A 17,332-nucleotide genomic window follows, 5' to 3' on the forward strand; every position below is an offset into this window, starting at 1 on the left:
GAGGCCATTATGCATGTATCCCTGACGCCTGAATTAGGGTCGCGCATTAAAGCCAAAGTTGACAGTGGGTTATACAACAATGCCAGTGAAGTTATCCGCGAAGCTTTACGCTTTATGGATACTCATGAAGATTGGATCCACGAAGTGAAACTGGCCCGCCTGCGTGAGCAACTAAAAGTTGGCACCGAGCAATTGGACCGTGGCGAAGGTATTGTAATTGAATCAAAGGCCGCGCTGGATACACTGTTTGACGATATAAAAGGCTGAGCCTAGATCAGAAGCTTACCCATTCAAAGCTATATCTTGTTTTACCGTGTTACTGCCAACCACATTGAAATTATTCGCGTACTGCACGGCCGTCAAGACCCTCAGCGGCATATGCTGTCGTTCCCATAATAGCGCCGCTAGATAAGTAGTGTTTAGCGCTGCCGGAAGTTTCCCTGGTGGAGTAGGGCAGTTCTTGCCGTGCCAATAGGGTAAGAATAAAGCATCATATTTTCCTGTTTATAATCCTATGCCGTTATCTCCGGTACGAGCCGCCTTACCAGAGGTTACAGATACCACCTGACGTAACCCGGAGAAGGTATAACCTAAGGCTGGTTGCTCTCCTGCACGGGGAGAATCTATTGCAATTTCCAGCCCGGTTCCCGCTTTAGGGGTATAACTGCCAAAGAAACTGGCCACAGTGCCAATATAGCATTGGTTATCAATCCATACCGGGATCAGGCCTACCTGTTCCATCGAGTAATGCATCGGGCGCCCGGTGTAATAAGCCTGCTGCTGGTTTGCATTTGTTCCTTCCGGTACCGGACATATGGCCTGCCCGGGCTTATTTTCGCCGTTAGCATCTATGGCAAATTTACCGGGTAGCCCGGCGATGGCCTGCAATAGCTGTTGCTGTTCCTGTGGGTGTTGTACAGGGCCATTGTCATGCCATTGCTGCTGTAATTGCATATTATATTGATAACGTACAGTGATTGCCGGAAGCTCCTGCTGATGTAAAAATGGTCTTAGCAGATACAACCGCTCCATACTGAAATGCCCATCCAGCCATACGACATACACTTGTCCCTGTAATGTTATCCACCAGGAATGCTGGTTAGCCCCTCTGCCATTTTGCGAGAAGAACCCACCTGGAATCATCTCATCGGCTTCCGGGCCGGGGTTAGTGGAATAAAACCGGTTTTTGCCCCTTTTTAATACTCCGGTATAGCTGAACAGCCCGGTTCCACCAATATAGCTCTCAATAATCAAATCACGGCGACCATCGCCATCCAGGTCAATCAGGGAAAAGTCGGCCTTTCTGGCTTCTCCGGCAGCAGTTAATAAATTGGTACCTAAAAAAGCCTGCCATTCATCATCAGTAATTTCAGCCACAGGTTTCTTGCGGGAAAGAGGCTGGCCACTGTCATAATCAAGGGAAAAATGGCTAACGCCTTGCGAAACCTGCAACTGATTCAGCGCGTTATCCAGCGACGATAATAATAACTCCGGGTCCTGCTGTTGCAGGTTTTCCACAATAGCGTGTAACTGCTGTAATGCCTTAGCATCAATCTCTGCCATTTCAGCTGCTGTTTTAACGACGGGGGCTGCCGGTACCGTACTTTCATCTTTATTTCCGGGCCGGATTAGTGCGCCGGTAGTATTAATGCGTCCCTGAAATTCATCCATTTTCAGCAGAACCGCATTAGAACCTGCGGTAGACAAACGATAATGCCTATCGCCAATCAGTAACGCTGTATTCTGATCATGTTTAAGCGCCGTCAGTACAGAGGTAACTTGTGATGCAGATAAAAGAAACTGCCCGGCAGAAGGCTGTAATGTTCCGGCTGACTCGTCATTAATATGCAATACCGCGGCTAATCCGGTGAATTCATGATTACGGCTAATCACCCGGCCGGAAAGGGCCTGGTTTGGTCCAGCCTGCCGGCTTAGCTCTACTTTGACATCATCACCGCTATGCGCAATACAGGCCCCGTTGTCATAACACCGGATGGCCCAGTCTTTGTGAGAAAATTCAACTTCTGTTATTGGTAATGCCCAAAGCGGAGATCCAACAAAACCAACAAAGACAGATAACAGAAAACGGCACATATGTTTTCCTAAAGTACAACCATGATCCAAAGATAACATTATGCTCAGACAGCATGTTTCTGTCCACGAGTGGTAAATACAACAGAAATCAGCAAATAAAAAAACGGCACATGAATTAATGTGCCGGGTTCCGGTTAGCGTTCAAAAAACTGGCTTTTATTTGCCGATCACAGGTATATGTCCGTGTAGCTGTCGCTCTGCATATATCAGGCATATGCATGAGCTGCTGTTTATCGACATATGTTTTCGTGAGTAAAAGACGATCAGTCAGGGCACCATTCGCCTTTCCCCAATACTCCTTGTATAATACGCGCCCTTGTTCCGCTCTGGTGCTTAATTTATGTCCACTGTTGCTACTACCGTTTCCCGCAAGTCTGCCCCTGTAGCACGTATGGCGCCTGAGCGTGATTTATTCAGCTACCCAAAGTACTGGGCCGGGTGCTATGGCACGGCACCGTTTTTACCTATGTCGCGCGCCGAAATGGATAAACTTGGCTGGGACAGCTGCGATGTTATTTTGGTAGTAGGCGATGCCTATGTTGACCACCCCAGCTTTGGTATGGCGGTAGTAGGGCGCATGTTAGAAGCCCAGGGCTACCGGGTTGGCCTGATATGCCAGCCGGATTGGCACAGCAAAGACGACTTTATGCGCCTGGGCAAGCCAAACCTGTTTTACGGCGTGTCGGCCGGCAATATGGACTCGATGATTAACCGCTACACTGCCGATAAAAAGCTGCGCCACGACGATGCTTATACCCCGGGTGATATTGGCGGCAAGCGGCCAGACAGAGCCGTAACGGTATACACCCAGCGCTGTAAAGAAGCTTATAAAGACGTACCGGTAATTATTGGCGGTATAGAAGCCAGCCTGCGCCGTATTGCGCATTACGATTACTGGTCTGAAAAAGTGCGTCGCTCGGTAATTTTTGATGCCAAGGCCGACATTCTTATTTACGGCAATGCCGAGCGGCCTTTGGTCGAAGTAGCGCACCGTATTGCCAGTGGTATACCGGTAAGCGAGATCCAGGATGTGCGCGGCACGGCGGTGATCCGTAAAGAGCCACTGCCAGGCTGGCGCGGTGTGGATTCTACCGCCATTGATAAAATCGGTAAAATAGACCCGATAGCCAACCCTTATGGTGCCGATGATGTTGGCTGCAGCAGTTATTCTGAATTTGCCAAAGCCGGTATTGATTTAAGTAAGCCGGCCGAGGTGGAAGCCAAGCCAATTTTAGTACAACCACCGCGGCAAAAACCGTGGGAGCAAACTTACGTTAAGCTGCCGGCGTTTGAGCAGGTAAGCGTTAATAAACCCTTGTATGCTCATGCTTCGCGTATATTGCACCAGGAAACCAACCCTGGCTGCGCCCGTGCGATAATGCAGCGCCATGGCGACAGGCATATCTGGGTTAACCCACCAGCCTTTCCGCTTAGCACCGAAGAGATGGACTTGGTGTTTGGCCTACCGTACCAGCGCGTGCCGCATCCGGTGTATGGCAAGGAGAAAATTCCGGCATACGAGATGATTAAAACCTCGGTAAATATTATGCGCGGCTGCTTTGGTGGTTGCTCGTTTTGCTCTATTACCGAGCATGAAGGCCGTATTATTCAAAGCCGGTCGAAAGAGTCGATCATGCAGGAGATCAAGGATATTCGCGATAAAGTACCTGGTTTTACCGGCGTGATATCCGATCTTGGCGGCCCAACGGCCAATATGTACCGCTTAAACTGTAAGAACCCCAAAGCCGAGCAAACTTGTCGCCGGCCATCTTGTGTGTACCCGACCATTTGCGAGCATATGGATACCAACCAAAGCCCGACAGTAGAGCTATACCGCGAGGCACGCACTTTACCCGGTATTAAAAAGGTGCTGGTGGCTTCCGGTGTGCGTTACGATTTGGCGGTGGAAGATCCGAATTACGTGCGTGAGCTGGTACAGCACCATGTTGGCGGCTATTTAAAAATAGCGCCGGAGCATACCGAAGAAGGCCCGTTATCGAAGATGATGAAGCCGGGTATGGGCGCTTATGACAAGTTTAAAGAAATGTTCGACCGCTTTAGTAAAGAAGCCGGTAAACAGCAGTTTTTAATCCCGTATTTTATTGCTGCCCACCCCGGTACCACCGATATGGATATGGTTAACCTGGCGCTGTGGTTAAAAGAGCGTGATTTTAAACTGGATCAGGTGCAAAACTTTTACCCCAGCCCAATGGCGAATGCGACCACCATCTACCATACCGAGATGAACTCGCTGAAAAACATCAACAAGGCTAATACCGAAGTGGTGGCAGTGCCTAAAGGCGAACGCCAGCGCCGTTTACACAAAGCCATACTGCGTTACCATGATCCCAAAGGCTGGCCGCAAATTCGTGAAGCTTTAATTAAAATGGGCTTAAAGCACTTAATTGGCCGCAGTAAAGGCTGTTTAGTGCCGGAAGAGGGCAAAGACGAGCAGTTTAAAAAGCCACAAAAAGGCGGCCAACCGGCACTTAGCCGGCATACCGGCTTAAACCCGGCGGCAAAAGCCATTGCTAAGCGTGGGCAGCGTGACACATGGGAAAAAGACGACAAGGCAGGCAAAAAGCCGCAGGGTAAAAAACCGTTTAGCGCCAAACCTGCGGCTAATACCGCTGCTGGCAAGGCTGGTGGCGCTAATTCGCCTAAGCGGCAAAAAGGCTGATGCAGCGGCTGTTTTTCAGCCTTAAATTTTCCGCCGCGCAGCAACAACAGTTGCTGCCGTATCAGCAGCAGGCGCTGAGTTTGTGCCCTGGCGCTAAGGCTGTTGATAACGACAATTTGCATTTAACACTGTTTTTCTTAGGCCAGGTTAATACCACACAGCAACAGCGGCTGGTTGACGCAGCGCAGCAGGTCAAGCTGGCGGCCTTTAGCCTGACGCTGGATCATCTGGCTTGCTTTGCCAGGCCAAAAATTCTGTATCTGGCGCCTTCGGTAATACCCGATGCATTATTGCGGTTACAACAAAAAGTGGCAGAGTTTTGTAAAGCAGAGGGTTTTAGCGATAGCCATGATAACTACCGGCCACATATTACGTTGGCGCGGCATGCGGTTTGCCCTGAGCTGTTCAAGCGGCCGGTAGTTCCGTTAACACTGCAAGTTAGTGAGTTTACGTTGTATCATTCAACGCAGTTGGATGGGCGCCTGCAGTATTTGCCGCTTTATCACTTTATGCTGATATAACAACTCTTTAGCTTTATGGGATTAAGAGTTTTATCTCAACCTGCTATAGTTCATCAGTGATTAATTTTCGCCGCTTATACTCGGCGCACACACCCGAACAACGACACCTCCGTTAACAAGGATTGGTTATGCCTGCCTCAGCGTCATTTATGCGTAAAATTTTCGGCTCAGTAAACTGGATTGCTCCTGATTGGCTGCAACGGCTTTGCAGCTATGTAAAGCAGCGCCCTGCCAAGTTCTGGGGCGCGGTAGTGGCGGTATTAGTGCTTATTGGGGCCGCAGTTGCGGGTTATTACTATTATCAGCAATTACCCAAACCGCTGAAAGTGAAGGCGACAGTACAAAGCCCGGCACTGGGGCATTATCAGGACAATGTTGAGCAGCCTACTGCCGTGCGGTTGCAGTTTAACTACGACATGAGTGATCAGGCCGGGCGTATTGCTCCGGTGCCGCAGCTTTCAGCAGCAAAGCTGGATTTAATTGGCGAGGTATTAACAGAAGGTGTTAGCTTAACCCCGGCTATTGATGGTAAGTGGATGTGGCAGGATGACAATACCTTAACCTTTATGCCGCAGCAGGCCTGGCCTGCCGGGCAGCAGTACAAGATCACGCTGGATAAAAGTATTTTTGCCGCCGGTACTTTACTGGCAGAGCAACAATACCGTTTTGATACTGTGCCACTTACCGGCGCTATTAACCGCTTGCGCTTTTATCAGCACCCTACCGAGCAGGCCACGCGGCAAATAGTTGCTACATTAAATTTCAGCCATCCGGTAGATATCGACAGCGTGAAAAGCCAGTTGTCGATGACCATGCGCCCTGATGGCGGCGATGTTCGCAGTAAAGGCAAGCCGCTGGATTTTACCCTCAGTGCCGATAAAACCGGCCGTGAAATTTATCTGCACTCTGCAGCATTAACCCTGCCCGAGCGGGAACAATATTTAACTGTGCTGCTAAAAGCCGGGGTAAAAGCACAAAACGGCAGTGGCAAAACCAGCCGGGAAAACAGCCAGCAGCTGTTGGTACCGGATAAAACCAGCTTTTTAAAAGTAGAAGAGCTGCGTACCGATATTATCCGCACACCAGAGCAAGAACCAGAGCAAATGCTGTTGTTAAGTTTTACTGATCGTATCAGCCGTACCGAGCTGCAAAACAAACTAAAACTCTATGTATTGCCAAAGCATCCACAGCGTAATTCTAACTATTGGGCGCCGGGTGAGGTAAGCAGCAGCGTATTACAGCAAGCCAGCCTGCACAGCTTTGAACTGATGCCCACACCAGAGCAACACGACAGTGCTTTTAGTATTAAGCTGGATGTGCCACCAGGCCAAAGCCTGTTTGTTAGTGTGGCCAAAGGTTTGTCGTCGGCCAGTGATTTTACCCTGGCCAGTGAGTACCGCGCTGTGGTGCAGGCACCGCAGTATCCCAAAGAGGCGCGGATAGTGGGTGAAGGCGCTATGCTAACGCTAAGCGGTGAGCAAACCCTGCAGTTGCTTAGCCGTGGCGTTAAGGGCGTGCGGGTGAAGCTGCATAAATTGCTACCGGGCGAGCTAAACCACTTTATCAGCCAGACTGGCGGCGACATCAGCCAGCCCTATTTTTACAACTATAACTTTGATGAAAGCAATATCAGCAGCAGCTACGAGAAAACCTTTACCCTGGCTAACAGCCACGCCAAACAGGCTAACTACCTGTCGTTAGCGCTAAAGCCATACCTGGCTGAAGCGGGCATGGGAGTGTTTTTTATTCAGTTAACCGAGTTTGACCCGGCCCGGCCGAAAAGCGAAGGCCAGCAACTGGATAAACGGGTGGTGCTGGTAACCGATTTAGGCTTACTGGTAAAGCATAACAGCGATAGCAGCCAGCAGGTATTTGTCATGTCGGTGGCCGATGGTAAGCCGGTAGCGGGTGCTAAAGTAGAGCTGCTGGGCAAAAATGGCTTAGCGGTGTTAAGCGGCACCACCAATGCCCAGGGCAGCGTAAACCTGGATAAAACCAGCGGTTTTGTGCGTGAAAAACAACCGGTGGTGTATCTGGTTAGCCGCAATAGTAATGGCGTAACGGATAGCAGCTTTATTCCGTATGACAGATACAGCCGCCAGCTGGATTATTCCAAATTTAATACCAGTGGCCGTTATCAGGATGAAAACAGCGCCAAAGCATTAAGCGCTTATATGTTCAGTGACAGAGGTATCTACCGGCCCGGCGAGCAGGTACAACTGGCAGCTATTATCCGCCACAACGATTTATCACTGGCCGGGCAAAAACTACCGCTAAAAATACAGGTGCAGGGGCCGCGTGGCAGCACGTTCTGGCAGCAAAACTTCAGCTTAACCGGCCGTGGTATGCACACTTTTAGCCTGGACACCCAGCCGCACAGCGATACCGGTAATTATTACGCCAATATCAGCCTGCTGGACAGTAAAGGCAATACCGAGCGGCACTTAGGTTCGGTTAGCTTTGTAGTGGAAGAGTTTCAGCCCGATACCCTGAAAATCAGCAGTAGTTTTAACCAGCAGGGTAAAGGCTGGTTGTCACCACAAAATTTAGTGGCACAGGTGCAACTGGATAACCTGTTTGGTACCCCGGCGCAGCAGCGGCGGGTAACCGCCAGGTTTGAGCTGATCCCGGCCGGTTTTAGCTTTGATGCCTATAAAGATTATCGTTTTATTGCCCCGCAGGAGCAGCAACTTAACAGCAACAGCATACGGCAGAACCTGGATGAGCAGCAGACTGACGCCGACGGTAAAGCCAGTTTTACACTGCCGCTTGAGCAATACAGCGGTGGTACTTACCGGCTGGTGTTAACTACCGAAGGCTTTGATGGCGGTGGTGGCAAAAGTGTACAAAACAGACGTAGCGCGTTGGTATCGCCGTTAAATGAGCTGGTAGGGGTAAAAAGTGATGGTGAGCTGAGCTACCTGAAAAGGCAGCAAAGCCGTAGTTTGCAGTTTATTGCTATTAACAACAGCTTAGCGCAGATAGCGCTGGATGAATTAACGCTGAAGCTGGTAGAAAAACGGCCGTTGTCGAGCTTAGTTAAACAAAACGATGGGACTTATCAGTATCAGAGCATAGTACAGGAGCTAACACTGGCCGAAACGCCATTTAGCATTGCCGCAGAGGGTACGACCTATCAGTTGCCAACCGATACCGCCGGTGATTTTGAACTGCAGTTGTTAAAAGGCGAGCAACTGCTGGGCAAGGTGGCATTTAGTGTCATCGGTGCCGGTAATATCAGCGCTATGCTGGAAAAAAATGCTGCACTTAACGTGCGGTTGGATAAAGCCGACTATAAACCCGGTGAGCGTATTGAACTGAATATCACCGCACCTTATACCGGCAGTGGTTTAATCAGCATTGAAAGCGATAAAGTGCATGCCTTTAGCTGGTTTACCGCCGATACCACCAGCAGCATTCAGCATATAGTGCTGCCGGAGGGCATTGAAGGTAATGCTTATATCAACGTTAGCTTTGTACGCGGCGCCGATTCAGACGCGCTTTTTGTCAGCCCCTTAAGTTACGCCGTGGTACCGTTTAATATTGACCGCAGCAAGCGCGAACTGAATATTAGCCTGGTAGCACCACAAGAAGTACGCCCCGGTAAAGCCTTTACACTGGGCTATAAAACCGACCGCCCGGCCGATTTACTGCTGTATGGTGTGGATCAGGGTATTTTGCAGGTGGCCGCTTACGAATTACCCGACCCGTTATCGCATTACCTGCAAAAGCGTGCCTTGCAGGTACGCAGTATGCAAATGCTCGATTTAATCCTGCCGGAATTTAGCGCGCTTAAACGCCAGTTAGCCGGGGTAGGTGGTGACAGCGCACGCCGGGCTATGGCCGCTGCCATGCTGGACAGTAACCTTAACCCCTTTGCCCGCAGAGCAGAGCAGCCAGGCGTATTCTGGCTGGGGGTGGTAAAAGCCGGCACTGAACTGGCCACTCAGCAGGTAACAGTACCGGCCAGCTTTAGCGGTAACTTAAAACTGATGGCAGTAGGGGTAAGCGATGATGCGCTGTCTGCTGTCAGCCAGGATTTACGTGTGCGCGGCCCCTTTGTGCTAACACCGGATGTGCTTACCAGTGCAGCCCCCGGCGATGAGTTTGATATCAGTGTATCGGTAGCTAATGGTGTAAAAGGCTCAGGCCCGGATGCTGCCATTAACGTGCAGCTTACTTTACCTGATAACCTTACTGCCGTGGGCGAAACCCAGCAACGGCTTAGCATCAGCGAAAATAGCGAGCAAAGTGCACGTTTTCGTTTAAAAGCCGGTGACGCACCGGGCGAAGCCAGTTTAAGTTTTAGCGCAACCTATCAGCAGGGCGATCTAACCGAACAGGCCAGCCGTAGTATCAGCCTGAGTATTCGCCCGGCCAGCCATTACCACTCCACGCTACAGGCTGGTTTTGCCGATAAAGGCCCGGTGACACTTAATACCCGTTATCCGCTGTATACTGAATTTGCACAGCAGCATGTGGTTGCCTCAGCCAATCCGTTGGTGCTGGCAGAAAGCTTTACCGATTATCTGGCGCAATATCCGCACGGTTGCACCGAACAGGTGGTGTCACAGGTGTTCCCATGGGTGGGTTTAGTACAGCAGCCGTCGTATCAGGCGCAGTGGCCTATGCTGAACGAAAAATTTGCCGTGCTGATACAAAAGCTGGCACAACGCCAGCAAAGCGACGGTGGTTTCAGCTTCTGGCCTGGCGGTTACAGTAGCGCCGACTTCCCCAGTATTTATGTAATGCATTTTCTGCTGGCCGCGCGTGAACAAGGCCTGGCTGTGCCGGATTACCTGTACAGGCAGGGGCTGGAGTATTTACGCAATGTAGCGCGGCAAAGTGGGGCTAATTTGTATCAGGCCAGGCTGCGCGCCAATGCAATTTACCTGCTAACCCGCAGCGGCGAAGTTACAACTAACTATTTGGTTGAATTACATGAGCGGCTGGAAAAACAACATAAACAAGCATGGCAGGCTGATATTACCGCTATTTATATTGCCGCCAGTTATCAGTTACTGCAAAAGCCTGAGCTGGCGCGCGGTTTGTTGTCCGGTTACCGTTTAGGTAAAACTTCAGCACTGCAAAGCGGTTATCTGGCACGTATTGCCACACCACTGCCGCCTTTTGCTAATCCGGCGTTTCAGTCACAGCTAAGCCTGGACGCGCAGTATGTGTATTTATTGTCCAGTCATTTTGCCGAGCAGGCCAAAGCGCTGGATGGTAAAGCCATTTTGCAGCTATTGCAGCCGGTGTTTAAGGGCGATTATAACACCATAGCCTCGGCCTATACCGTGCTGGCGTTGTCAGCCTACGGCCAGTTGCAAACAGAAGCGGCGGCTACGCCACCGCAGTTTTATCAGTTGGATGGCAAAGGTGCACGTACCGTATTAACGCCGGCCGATAACCAAAGCGCCATACCACGCGCAGCTTTTACCACTGCAGCAGAGCAAATACTGATAGAGAGCAGGCAGCAGCTGTTTTATGCATTAAGCGAAGCCGGTTTTGATAAAACAGCACCAACTAAAGCCGTAGCGCAGCAGTTGGAGGTCGTGCGTGATTATCTTGATGCTGAAGGCAAAGTGGTTAGCAGTGCAAAACAAGGCGATGAGCTTACCGTGCGCCTGCGCCTGCGCAGTTTAACCGACGGTTGGCACAGCAATGTTGCAGTAGTGGATTTACTGCCGGCCGGTTTTGCCGTGGTGCGCAGTTCCGTGCCACGCCAAAGTGGAGTATGGCGCGCCGATTATGTTGATATCCGTGAAGACCGCGTAGTGTATTACGCCGGTTTTGGTCCGCAAATGACAGAGCTGCGTTATCAGGTTAAGGTAACCGCAGCCGGTGATTTTGTATTGCCAACGGCGTCAGCGCAGTCAATGTATGATTTATCGGTGTATGCCAGCACAGCGGCCGGGCGCTTTGTGGTAACCGCAGCTGCTGTAAATTAACACTTTGCCGGGGTTGTGGTGCAACACGGGATGTTAAAAAAACGGGCAGGCAGGGTGGTGCTGGTATTGGCAGTGGTTATATTGCTGCTACCTCTACTGGTGCTGCTGTTATCACCCAAGCCGGTGCTTTATGGCCGCTATCTGCAGAGCAGTGCTTATTTTGCTGCCGGTGGCGAGTTGCTCAGTTTGCGGCTGGCGGCAGATCAGCGTTACCGGCTGCGGGTGCCACTGGCCGATATTGCGCCGGCGCTACAGCAAGCCACTTTGTTGTATGAAGACCGGCAGTTCTATAACCATTTCGGCGTTGATATCAGCGCTGTTGGCCGGGCGTTCTGGCAAGGTGTGGTTAAAGGTGGCCGGCGTCAGGGCGCATCAACACTAAGTATGCAGTTGGCGCGGCTGCGCTTTGGGCTTAATACCAGTAGCCTGAGCGGTAAACTGCAGCAACTGGCGTATGCGCTTTATCTGGAGCGGCATTTTAGCAAAGACGAGATTTTAGAAGCTTACTTTAACTACGCGCCTTATGGCGGCAATATTGAAGGTGTAGCCGCCGCCAGCCTGATTTACTTTGGTAAAGAAGCGCGGCGCTTAACCGTGGCCGAAGCGTTAGCTCTTAGCGTGATCCCACAAAATCCGAACCAGCGCAGCCCGCTAAGTACAAAAGGCGAGCAGCAATTAGAACTGGCGCGTCAGCGTTTGGCTGCACTGTGGTTGCAGTATTATCCCGCCACTGAGCCAGGCGTAGCGCAACGTTTAAGTTTACCACTGAAGTTTTATCAACGTGCCGATTTAGCCTACGCTGCGCCGCATTTTATTAATCAGTTACAGGCACAGGGGCAGACACAGGGCCGCTTTTATACCAGCTTGCAGCACAATGTTCAGCAGCGTATGCAGCAAGGTGTTACAGCCTATTTGCGCCGTAATGCCGACAAAGGCTTTAACAATGCCAGTGTATTGCTGGTAAAACGCAGCACCATGCAGGTGCAGGCCTGGGTTGGCTCAGCCGACTTTTATAATGCGGCGATCTCCGGTCAGGTTGATGGAGTGACAGCACTGCGCTCACCGGGCTCAGCGCTAAAGCCGTTTGTTTATGCGCTGGCGCTGCAACAGGGCGTTATTCATCCGCAAAGCCTGCTAACCGATTTACCGCGCCGTTATGGCAGTTTTAACCCGGAAAACTTCGACCGCCAGTTTGTCGGGCCGGTTAATGCCACAGAGGCACTGATTAACAGCCGCAATGTCCCGGCCGTGCAATTACAAGCCAGCCTGACTAAACCGGATTTTTATCACTGGTTAAAACAGGCACAGGTGCCGTTACATCATCCGGCTGAGCACTATGGCCTGGCACTGGTGCTGGGTGGTATGGAGCTGAGCATGCAGCAACTGGTGCAGCTGTATGCCATGCTGGGCAATGGCGGTAACTGGCAGACTTTGCAGTGGCAGGCCGATCCGGCGCCGGCAACACCACAGCCGCTGTTAAGCGCAGAAGCGGCGTTTTTAACGCTTGATATGCTGCGCCAGCATGCCAAACCGCAGGCTGGTTTGCTGAGCGAGCTGACAGACAGCGCGCCGGTGGCGTGGAAAACCGGTACCTCTTATGCGTTTCGCGATGCCTGGTCTGTTGCGCTTAGCGGTGATTATGTACTGGCAGTGTGGCTGGGCAACTTTGATGGCAGCAGCAATCCCAATCTGGTGGGGCGCACTGCCGCCGGCCCGTTGTTATTTGAACTGCTGGCACTGTTACCGCGCGATAAACAAGCGGAGCAAAGCCTGTTCAGTGCAGGCAATAAGCTAAACCTGAAGCAGGTAGCACTGTGTAGCCGTAGTGGTGAATTGCCAAATAAATACTGCCTGCAAACCCGGCCCGGCTGGTTTATTCCAGGTGTATCACCCATAAAAGTATCCGATGTGCACCGTGCTGTACCGGTGTATACCGACACCGGGCTGCGTGCCTGTAACCATCAGCCACCGCAGACTGAGCTGAAAGTATTTGAATTCTGGCCGTCAGATATTGCCCGTGCTTATCAGCTGTCCGGTATTGTATTAACACCACCACCGGCTTATCAACATGCCTGCACTGATCAACCACAGTCATCACAGCAGGCGCCGCAAATCCGCTCACCCCAGCAAGCGTTAACGTATCAGTTGGGTAAAAATGCAGAGCAGCAGAAAATTGCCCTGCAAGCCAGCTTTGATGGTGCAGTAACCACAGCGCACTGGTTTATTGATAGCCGTTATCTGGGGTCGGTAAAGCCGGGTGAAACCTTATTCTGGCAAGGCGAAACCGGTGAATTTCAATTACGGGTAGTGGATGATTTAGGTGGGGTTGCCAGTTTACGCTTACGGGTGCAGTAGCGGTGGGTGCGTATAGTTGCGGTCTGCGTTAGAATGGCGCCGATTTTTAACTGCCGCGGATCATCTATGCACTGTGTTCATTTTGCCGCTAAGCGCTGTCAGTCCTGCCACTGGCTGGATAAACCCTATCCGGCACAGCTGCTGCTTAAACAGCAGCAGTTAACCGCCTTACTGGCAGAGTTTCAGCCGGCACAAGTGCTGGAACCTGTGGCATCAGCTGAGCAGGGCTTTCGTTATAAAGCCAAAATGGTGGCGCTGGGTACGGTAGAACAGCCTGTTCTGGGTATTGTTAACGCTGTGGGGGATAAGGTTGATTTAGCCGATTGCCCACTGTACCCACCGGCGTTTTCACCTGCTTTTGCCTTGTGCAAAGCCTTTATCCAACGCGCAAAGTTAACCCCTTACGATATTACTGCACGCCGTGGTGAGCTGAAATTTATTCTGCTTAGCCAAAGCCTGCACAGTGGCCGTTTTATGCTGCGTTTTGTGCTGCGCTCAAAAAACTGTCTGGCGTCAGTGCAGAAGCATTTACCCTGGTTATTGGCACAGTGGCCACAGCTTGAAGTGTGTTCAGTTAACCTGCAGCCCAAGCCGGCGGCACTGCTGGAGGGGGAGGAAGAAATTATCCTGACTGAGCAAACGCTGCTGGCCGAGCAGTTAAATCAGGTGCCGCTGTATTTAACCCCGCAAAGCTTTTTTCAAACCCAGCCGGTGATGGCTGCGGCACTTTACCAGACAGCCGCAGACTGGGCGGCACAGTTGCAACAGCAGCAGGGAGCTTTTACCCATATCTGGGATCTGTTCTGTGGTGTGGGTGGTTTTGGCCTGCATGTTGTGACACCAGCGCAGCAGCTAAGCGGGATTGAAATAGCAGAAAAAGCCATTGCCAGTGCACAGCGCTCTGCTAATGAGCTGGGGTTAACCCTGGTGCAGTTTCAGGCGCTGGATTCCGCTGCTTTTGCAAAAGCTGCGGCACAGGCGCCGGATTTACTGGTGGTTAACCCGCCCCGGCGTGGTTTGGGCAAAGCGCTATGCCAGGATATACAGCGCTTAGCGCCGCACTGGCTGATTTACTCCAGTTGTAATGCCCAAACGCTGGCACAAGACCTTACGGCGTTGCCAGACTATAAGCTTTTAAAAGTACAACTGTTTGATATGTTTGCCCACAGCAGCCACTATGAAGTGCTGACATTGTTGGTTAAACATGCTTAACGTTTGCCTTCCAGAATGCGGACAATTTCACGGCTGTGTTCAAACAGCTCAATAATAGTGCCTTCAATTTGTACAGTGATGATGCCATCGGTGTTCGGGCGGCTGATCACTCGCCCGCGCCGGTAATATTCTTCTGCCAGCAACTGGCCGGGTGCCAGTTTTTTCTGCCAGCCCGGAGGCAGTGGCTGGCCTTTATCCAGCTTTTTTGCCAGGCCTGGTGGCAAGCCTTTATCCTGATCCGGCTTGGCATGTGCTAGCTGGCTAAACAGTAATGCGGCGCTGCACAAGACAAAAATAGCTGTTTTCATGTTAACTACCTCTTTATCTGCTTGCTGCCTTTGTAACAGGCCCGGCTTAATGCCAGCTTAACTAGCCGCTGCTTTGGCAGTGCTTGCTTCCTGCTTTTGATAATATATACTGTATTTAAATACAGTTAATTGGTGGCTTATGTCGGCTTTATTAGAGCAATTAGCACGGCGGCAACTGGTATGGCAAGGCAATAGCCAGCATACTGCCTACCGGGCGGTGTCGTCTGGTTATGCTGAGTTAGATCAGCAATTAGCCGGTGGCTTTCCGGCTACAGGCCTCATTGATATTCAAACTGGCACCGGCATTGGTGAGCTGCGTTTGCTGCTGCCGTATTTGCAACAACAACAAAGCAGTGGCCGCTTGTTAGTGCTTATTTCTCCTTTGGCAGAGCCCTGTGCCGATATGCTTTGTGCTGCCGGTATAGTGTTGTCGCAGTTAGTTATTATTACACCAAAAACCGGCAAAGATGCGCTGTGGGCAGCAGAGCAGTGCCTGCAAAGCGGTTGCTGTGCGTCGGTATTGCTGTGGCAAGTACCGCTGAAACTGGCGCAGGCAAGACGGCTGCAACTGGCCGCCGAACAGGGCGCAGCCAGCCTGATATTAATGCGCCGCCCACAACAGGGGCTAAGTTTACCGGTAAATTTAAGCATTAAGCTGCAACCGCACCGCCAGGGCGTGTTGCTAAGTGTGCAAAAACGTAAAGGTGGCTGGCCTGCTGCGCCTTTTCTGGTAGATATGCAAAATCGCTGGCCCGGTTTGTGTTTTAGTACTGAACCTCAATGGCAGGCCCGGCGTAAGGCCAGCTAAGATGGCGCTATATTTGTACTTACAGTTTCCGGCACTGCAGCCCGACAGCCTGGGCTGTACTGCAGCGCAACAGCTGCCGGTGGCGGTGGTGAATGAGCAACATTGCATTGTGCAGCTTAACGCTGTGGCTGAGCAGCGTGGCATTGCGCTGAATATGGCGCTGGGTACTGCTGCTGCGCTGTGTCCTAACCTGCAGCTGTTGCCCTATCAGCCGCAGTTGCAGCTGAACATTTTACAAAGCGTAGCGCAGCAGTTGTATCAGATAACAGCTGATATAGCGCTGGACCCGCCCGATGGCTTGTATATCCGGCTGTGCAATATGTTGCAGTTGTATCAGGGGCTGGCCGGTTACTGGCAGGCCCTGAGCCACGAGCTGCAGCTATTACCTTATCGTTATTATTATGCCAGTGGTGCTACCCCTTTTGCTGCCAAATGCCTGGCCCGGCAACAGTTAAATTTACTGACCGGGGAGCCCGATACCCTTGATGCCGCGCTAAGATGCAGCCCGCTTCGCTTTAGCGAGCTTGATACTGACAGCCAACAGCAGTTGCAGCGTTTAGGTATTAATACACTTGGCCAAGTGCTGGCATTATCGCAGGCTGAGCTGGCCCGGCGTTTTGACAGCAGTTTACTTAGCTATCTGGGGCGTTTACGCGGTAGCTTTTATCATGCCTTGCACTATATCAAGCCAGAGCACAGCTTTAGCCGCTATGTTGAGCTGTTGTACGACATTACAGATACTGCGGTATTCAGCATGCCGCTGCATAGTCTGCTGCTGCAACTGGAGCAGCAACTGCAGCGGATAAATGCGGCCTGTCATCAGTTACAACTGAGTTTGTTGTTTCGTGGTATGCCGGCATACCAGTTAAGTATTGGCTCGGCACAGGGCGAATATCGCGCGGCGAACTGGCTAAAGTTGTGTCAGTTACAGCTGGATAAACTGAAACTGACCGAACCGGTATCTGGCCTGCAACTGGAGGTCACCGCTTTTGTACCACAACAGAGCCAGAGCAATGATCTGTTTCAGCCGGTGCCGGGTGCGGTATCGGCATTACAGCTGGTTTCACTGCTACAGGCCCGCTTAGGTTATCACTCGGTCAGTGGCCTGAGATTACAAAACCAGCACCTGCCTGAGCTCGCCAGCCAGCGGCCCTTACCCTTGCTGGCCGGTAAAGCAGCAGTGGCAGCCTTAGCGCTTAGGCCGGCATTTTTGCTGGCAAAACCAGAACGGTTAACCGAAGCAGTAGAAATAAACCACGGCCCGGAACGGTTATGCCCAAACGGCTGGGAACTGGAAGCCCAGCGCGATTATTTTATTGGCCGTAACAGCAAAGGGCAGTGGTTGTGGTTGTATCGCACGGCACAGCAGCAGTGGTTTGTGCAGGGCATTTTCAGCTGACGGT

At 51.4% G+C, this 17,332-nt stretch carries 11 protein-coding genes; 9 read left to right on the forward strand and 2 right to left on the reverse strand.

Features of this window, described 5'->3' with window-relative positions; all coding sequences use genetic code 11:
- Window positions 1-9 precede the first annotated feature (9 nt).
- Complete coding sequence (locus tag J3B89_RS09550; protein ID WP_215397302.1) at window positions 10-267, forward strand: type II toxin-antitoxin system ParD family antitoxin; 258 nt, start codon at window positions 10-12, stop codon at window positions 265-267.
- A gap of 21 nt (window positions 268-288) precedes the next feature.
- The gene (locus J3B89_RS21480; RefSeq protein WP_349814211.1) at window positions 289-396 is read left to right on the forward strand and encodes a type II toxin-antitoxin system RelE/ParE family toxin; all 108 of its coding nucleotides are present in this window, start codon (window positions 289-291) and stop codon (window positions 394-396) included.
- Between the two features lie 108 nt (window positions 397-504).
- On the opposite strand, the gene J3B89_RS09560 is transcribed toward J3B89_RS21480, so the two are convergent.
- Window positions 505-2,094 carry a DUF1176 domain-containing protein gene (locus J3B89_RS09560; RefSeq protein WP_215397304.1) on the reverse strand — a complete coding sequence of 530 codons (1,590 nt, stop codon included), beginning with the start codon at window positions 2,092-2,094 and terminating at the stop codon, window positions 505-507.
- A gap of 391 nt (window positions 2,095-2,485) precedes the next feature.
- On the opposite strand from J3B89_RS09560, the gene J3B89_RS09565 reads away from it, so the two are divergent.
- The 5 genes from J3B89_RS09565 to rlmC all read left to right on the forward strand — a co-directional run bounded on the left by J3B89_RS09565 (window position 2,486) and on the right by rlmC (window position 14,813).
- On the forward strand, window positions 2,486-4,774 hold the full coding sequence (locus J3B89_RS09565) for a YgiQ family radical SAM protein (protein ID WP_215397457.1): 2,289 nt from the start codon (window positions 2,486-2,488) through the stop codon (window positions 4,772-4,774).
- Window positions 4,774-5,295 carry an RNA 2',3'-cyclic phosphodiesterase gene (gene thpR / locus J3B89_RS09570; protein ID WP_215397305.1) on the forward strand — a complete coding sequence of 174 codons (522 nt, stop codon included), beginning with the start codon at window positions 4,774-4,776 and terminating at the stop codon, window positions 5,293-5,295. Before J3B89_RS09565 ends, thpR begins: the two co-directional genes overlap by 1 nt.
- 128 nt (window positions 5,296-5,423) lie before the next feature.
- Window positions 5,424-11,246 (forward strand): alpha-2-macroglobulin, encoded by a 5,823-nt coding sequence (locus tag J3B89_RS09575; protein WP_215397306.1) that lies wholly within the window; start codon window positions 5,424-5,426, stop codon window positions 11,244-11,246.
- 30 nt (window positions 11,247-11,276) lie between these two features.
- Complete coding sequence (pbpC, locus tag J3B89_RS09580) at window positions 11,277-13,601, forward strand: penicillin-binding protein 1C (RefSeq protein WP_215397307.1); 2,325 nt, start codon at window positions 11,277-11,279, stop codon at window positions 13,599-13,601.
- A gap of 66 nt (window positions 13,602-13,667) precedes the next feature.
- On the forward strand, window positions 13,668-14,813 hold the full coding sequence (gene rlmC, locus J3B89_RS09585; RefSeq protein ID WP_215397308.1) for a 23S rRNA (uracil(747)-C(5))-methyltransferase RlmC: 1,146 nt from the start codon (window positions 13,668-13,670) through the stop codon (window positions 14,811-14,813).
- On the opposite strand, the gene J3B89_RS09590 is transcribed toward rlmC, so the two are convergent.
- Window positions 14,810-15,121 (reverse strand): hypothetical protein, encoded by a 312-nt coding sequence (locus J3B89_RS09590; protein WP_215397309.1) that lies wholly within the window; start codon window positions 15,119-15,121, stop codon window positions 14,810-14,812. The two genes, rlmC and J3B89_RS09590, sit on opposite strands and share 4 nt — an antisense overlap.
- A 139-nt stretch (window positions 15,122-15,260) precedes the next feature.
- On the opposite strand from J3B89_RS09590, the gene imuA reads away from it, so the two are divergent.
- Window positions 15,261-15,929 carry a translesion DNA synthesis-associated protein ImuA gene (gene imuA, locus J3B89_RS09595; protein WP_215397310.1) on the forward strand — a complete coding sequence of 223 codons (669 nt, stop codon included), beginning with the start codon at window positions 15,261-15,263 and terminating at the stop codon, window positions 15,927-15,929.
- Window position 15,930: 1 nt separating this feature from the next.
- Window positions 15,931-17,328, forward strand: coding sequence for a Y-family DNA polymerase (locus J3B89_RS09600; RefSeq protein ID WP_215397311.1), 1,398 nt, complete (start codon window positions 15,931-15,933; stop codon window positions 17,326-17,328).
- Window positions 17,329-17,332 lie beyond the last annotated feature (4 nt).

Source organism: Rheinheimera oceanensis (assembly GCF_018831085.1).
GTDB classification, from domain to species: domain Bacteria; phylum Pseudomonadota; class Gammaproteobacteria; order Enterobacterales; family Alteromonadaceae; genus Alishewanella; species Alishewanella oceanensis.

Excerpts from the sequence above, each read along its gene's own strand:
- J3B89_RS09550 (WP_215397302.1), top strand. The coding sequence starts at position 10 with ATGCATGTATCCCTGACGCCTGAATTAGGGTCGCGCATTAAAGCCAAA.
- J3B89_RS09560 (WP_215397304.1), bottom strand. The coding sequence starts at position 2,094 with ATGTGCCGTTTTCTGTTATCTGTCTTTGTTGGTTTTGTTGGATCTCCG.
- J3B89_RS09565 (WP_215397457.1), top strand. The coding sequence starts at position 2,486 with ATGGCGCCTGAGCGTGATTTATTCAGCTACCCAAAGTACTGGGCCGGG.
- thpR (WP_215397305.1), top strand. The coding sequence starts at position 4,774 with ATGCAGCGGCTGTTTTTCAGCCTTAAATTTTCCGCCGCGCAGCAACAA.
- J3B89_RS09575 (WP_215397306.1), top strand. The coding sequence starts at position 5,424 with ATGCCTGCCTCAGCGTCATTTATGCGTAAAATTTTCGGCTCAGTAAAC.
- pbpC (WP_215397307.1), top strand. The coding sequence starts at position 11,277 with ATGTTAAAAAAACGGGCAGGCAGGGTGGTGCTGGTATTGGCAGTGGTT.
- rlmC (WP_215397308.1), top strand. The coding sequence starts at position 13,668 with ATGCACTGTGTTCATTTTGCCGCTAAGCGCTGTCAGTCCTGCCACTGG.
- J3B89_RS09590 (WP_215397309.1), bottom strand. The coding sequence starts at position 15,121 with ATGAAAACAGCTATTTTTGTCTTGTGCAGCGCCGCATTACTGTTTAGC.
- imuA (WP_215397310.1), top strand. The coding sequence starts at position 15,261 with ATGTCGGCTTTATTAGAGCAATTAGCACGGCGGCAACTGGTATGGCAA.
- J3B89_RS09600 (WP_215397311.1), top strand. The coding sequence starts at position 15,931 with ATGGCGCTATATTTGTACTTACAGTTTCCGGCACTGCAGCCCGACAGC.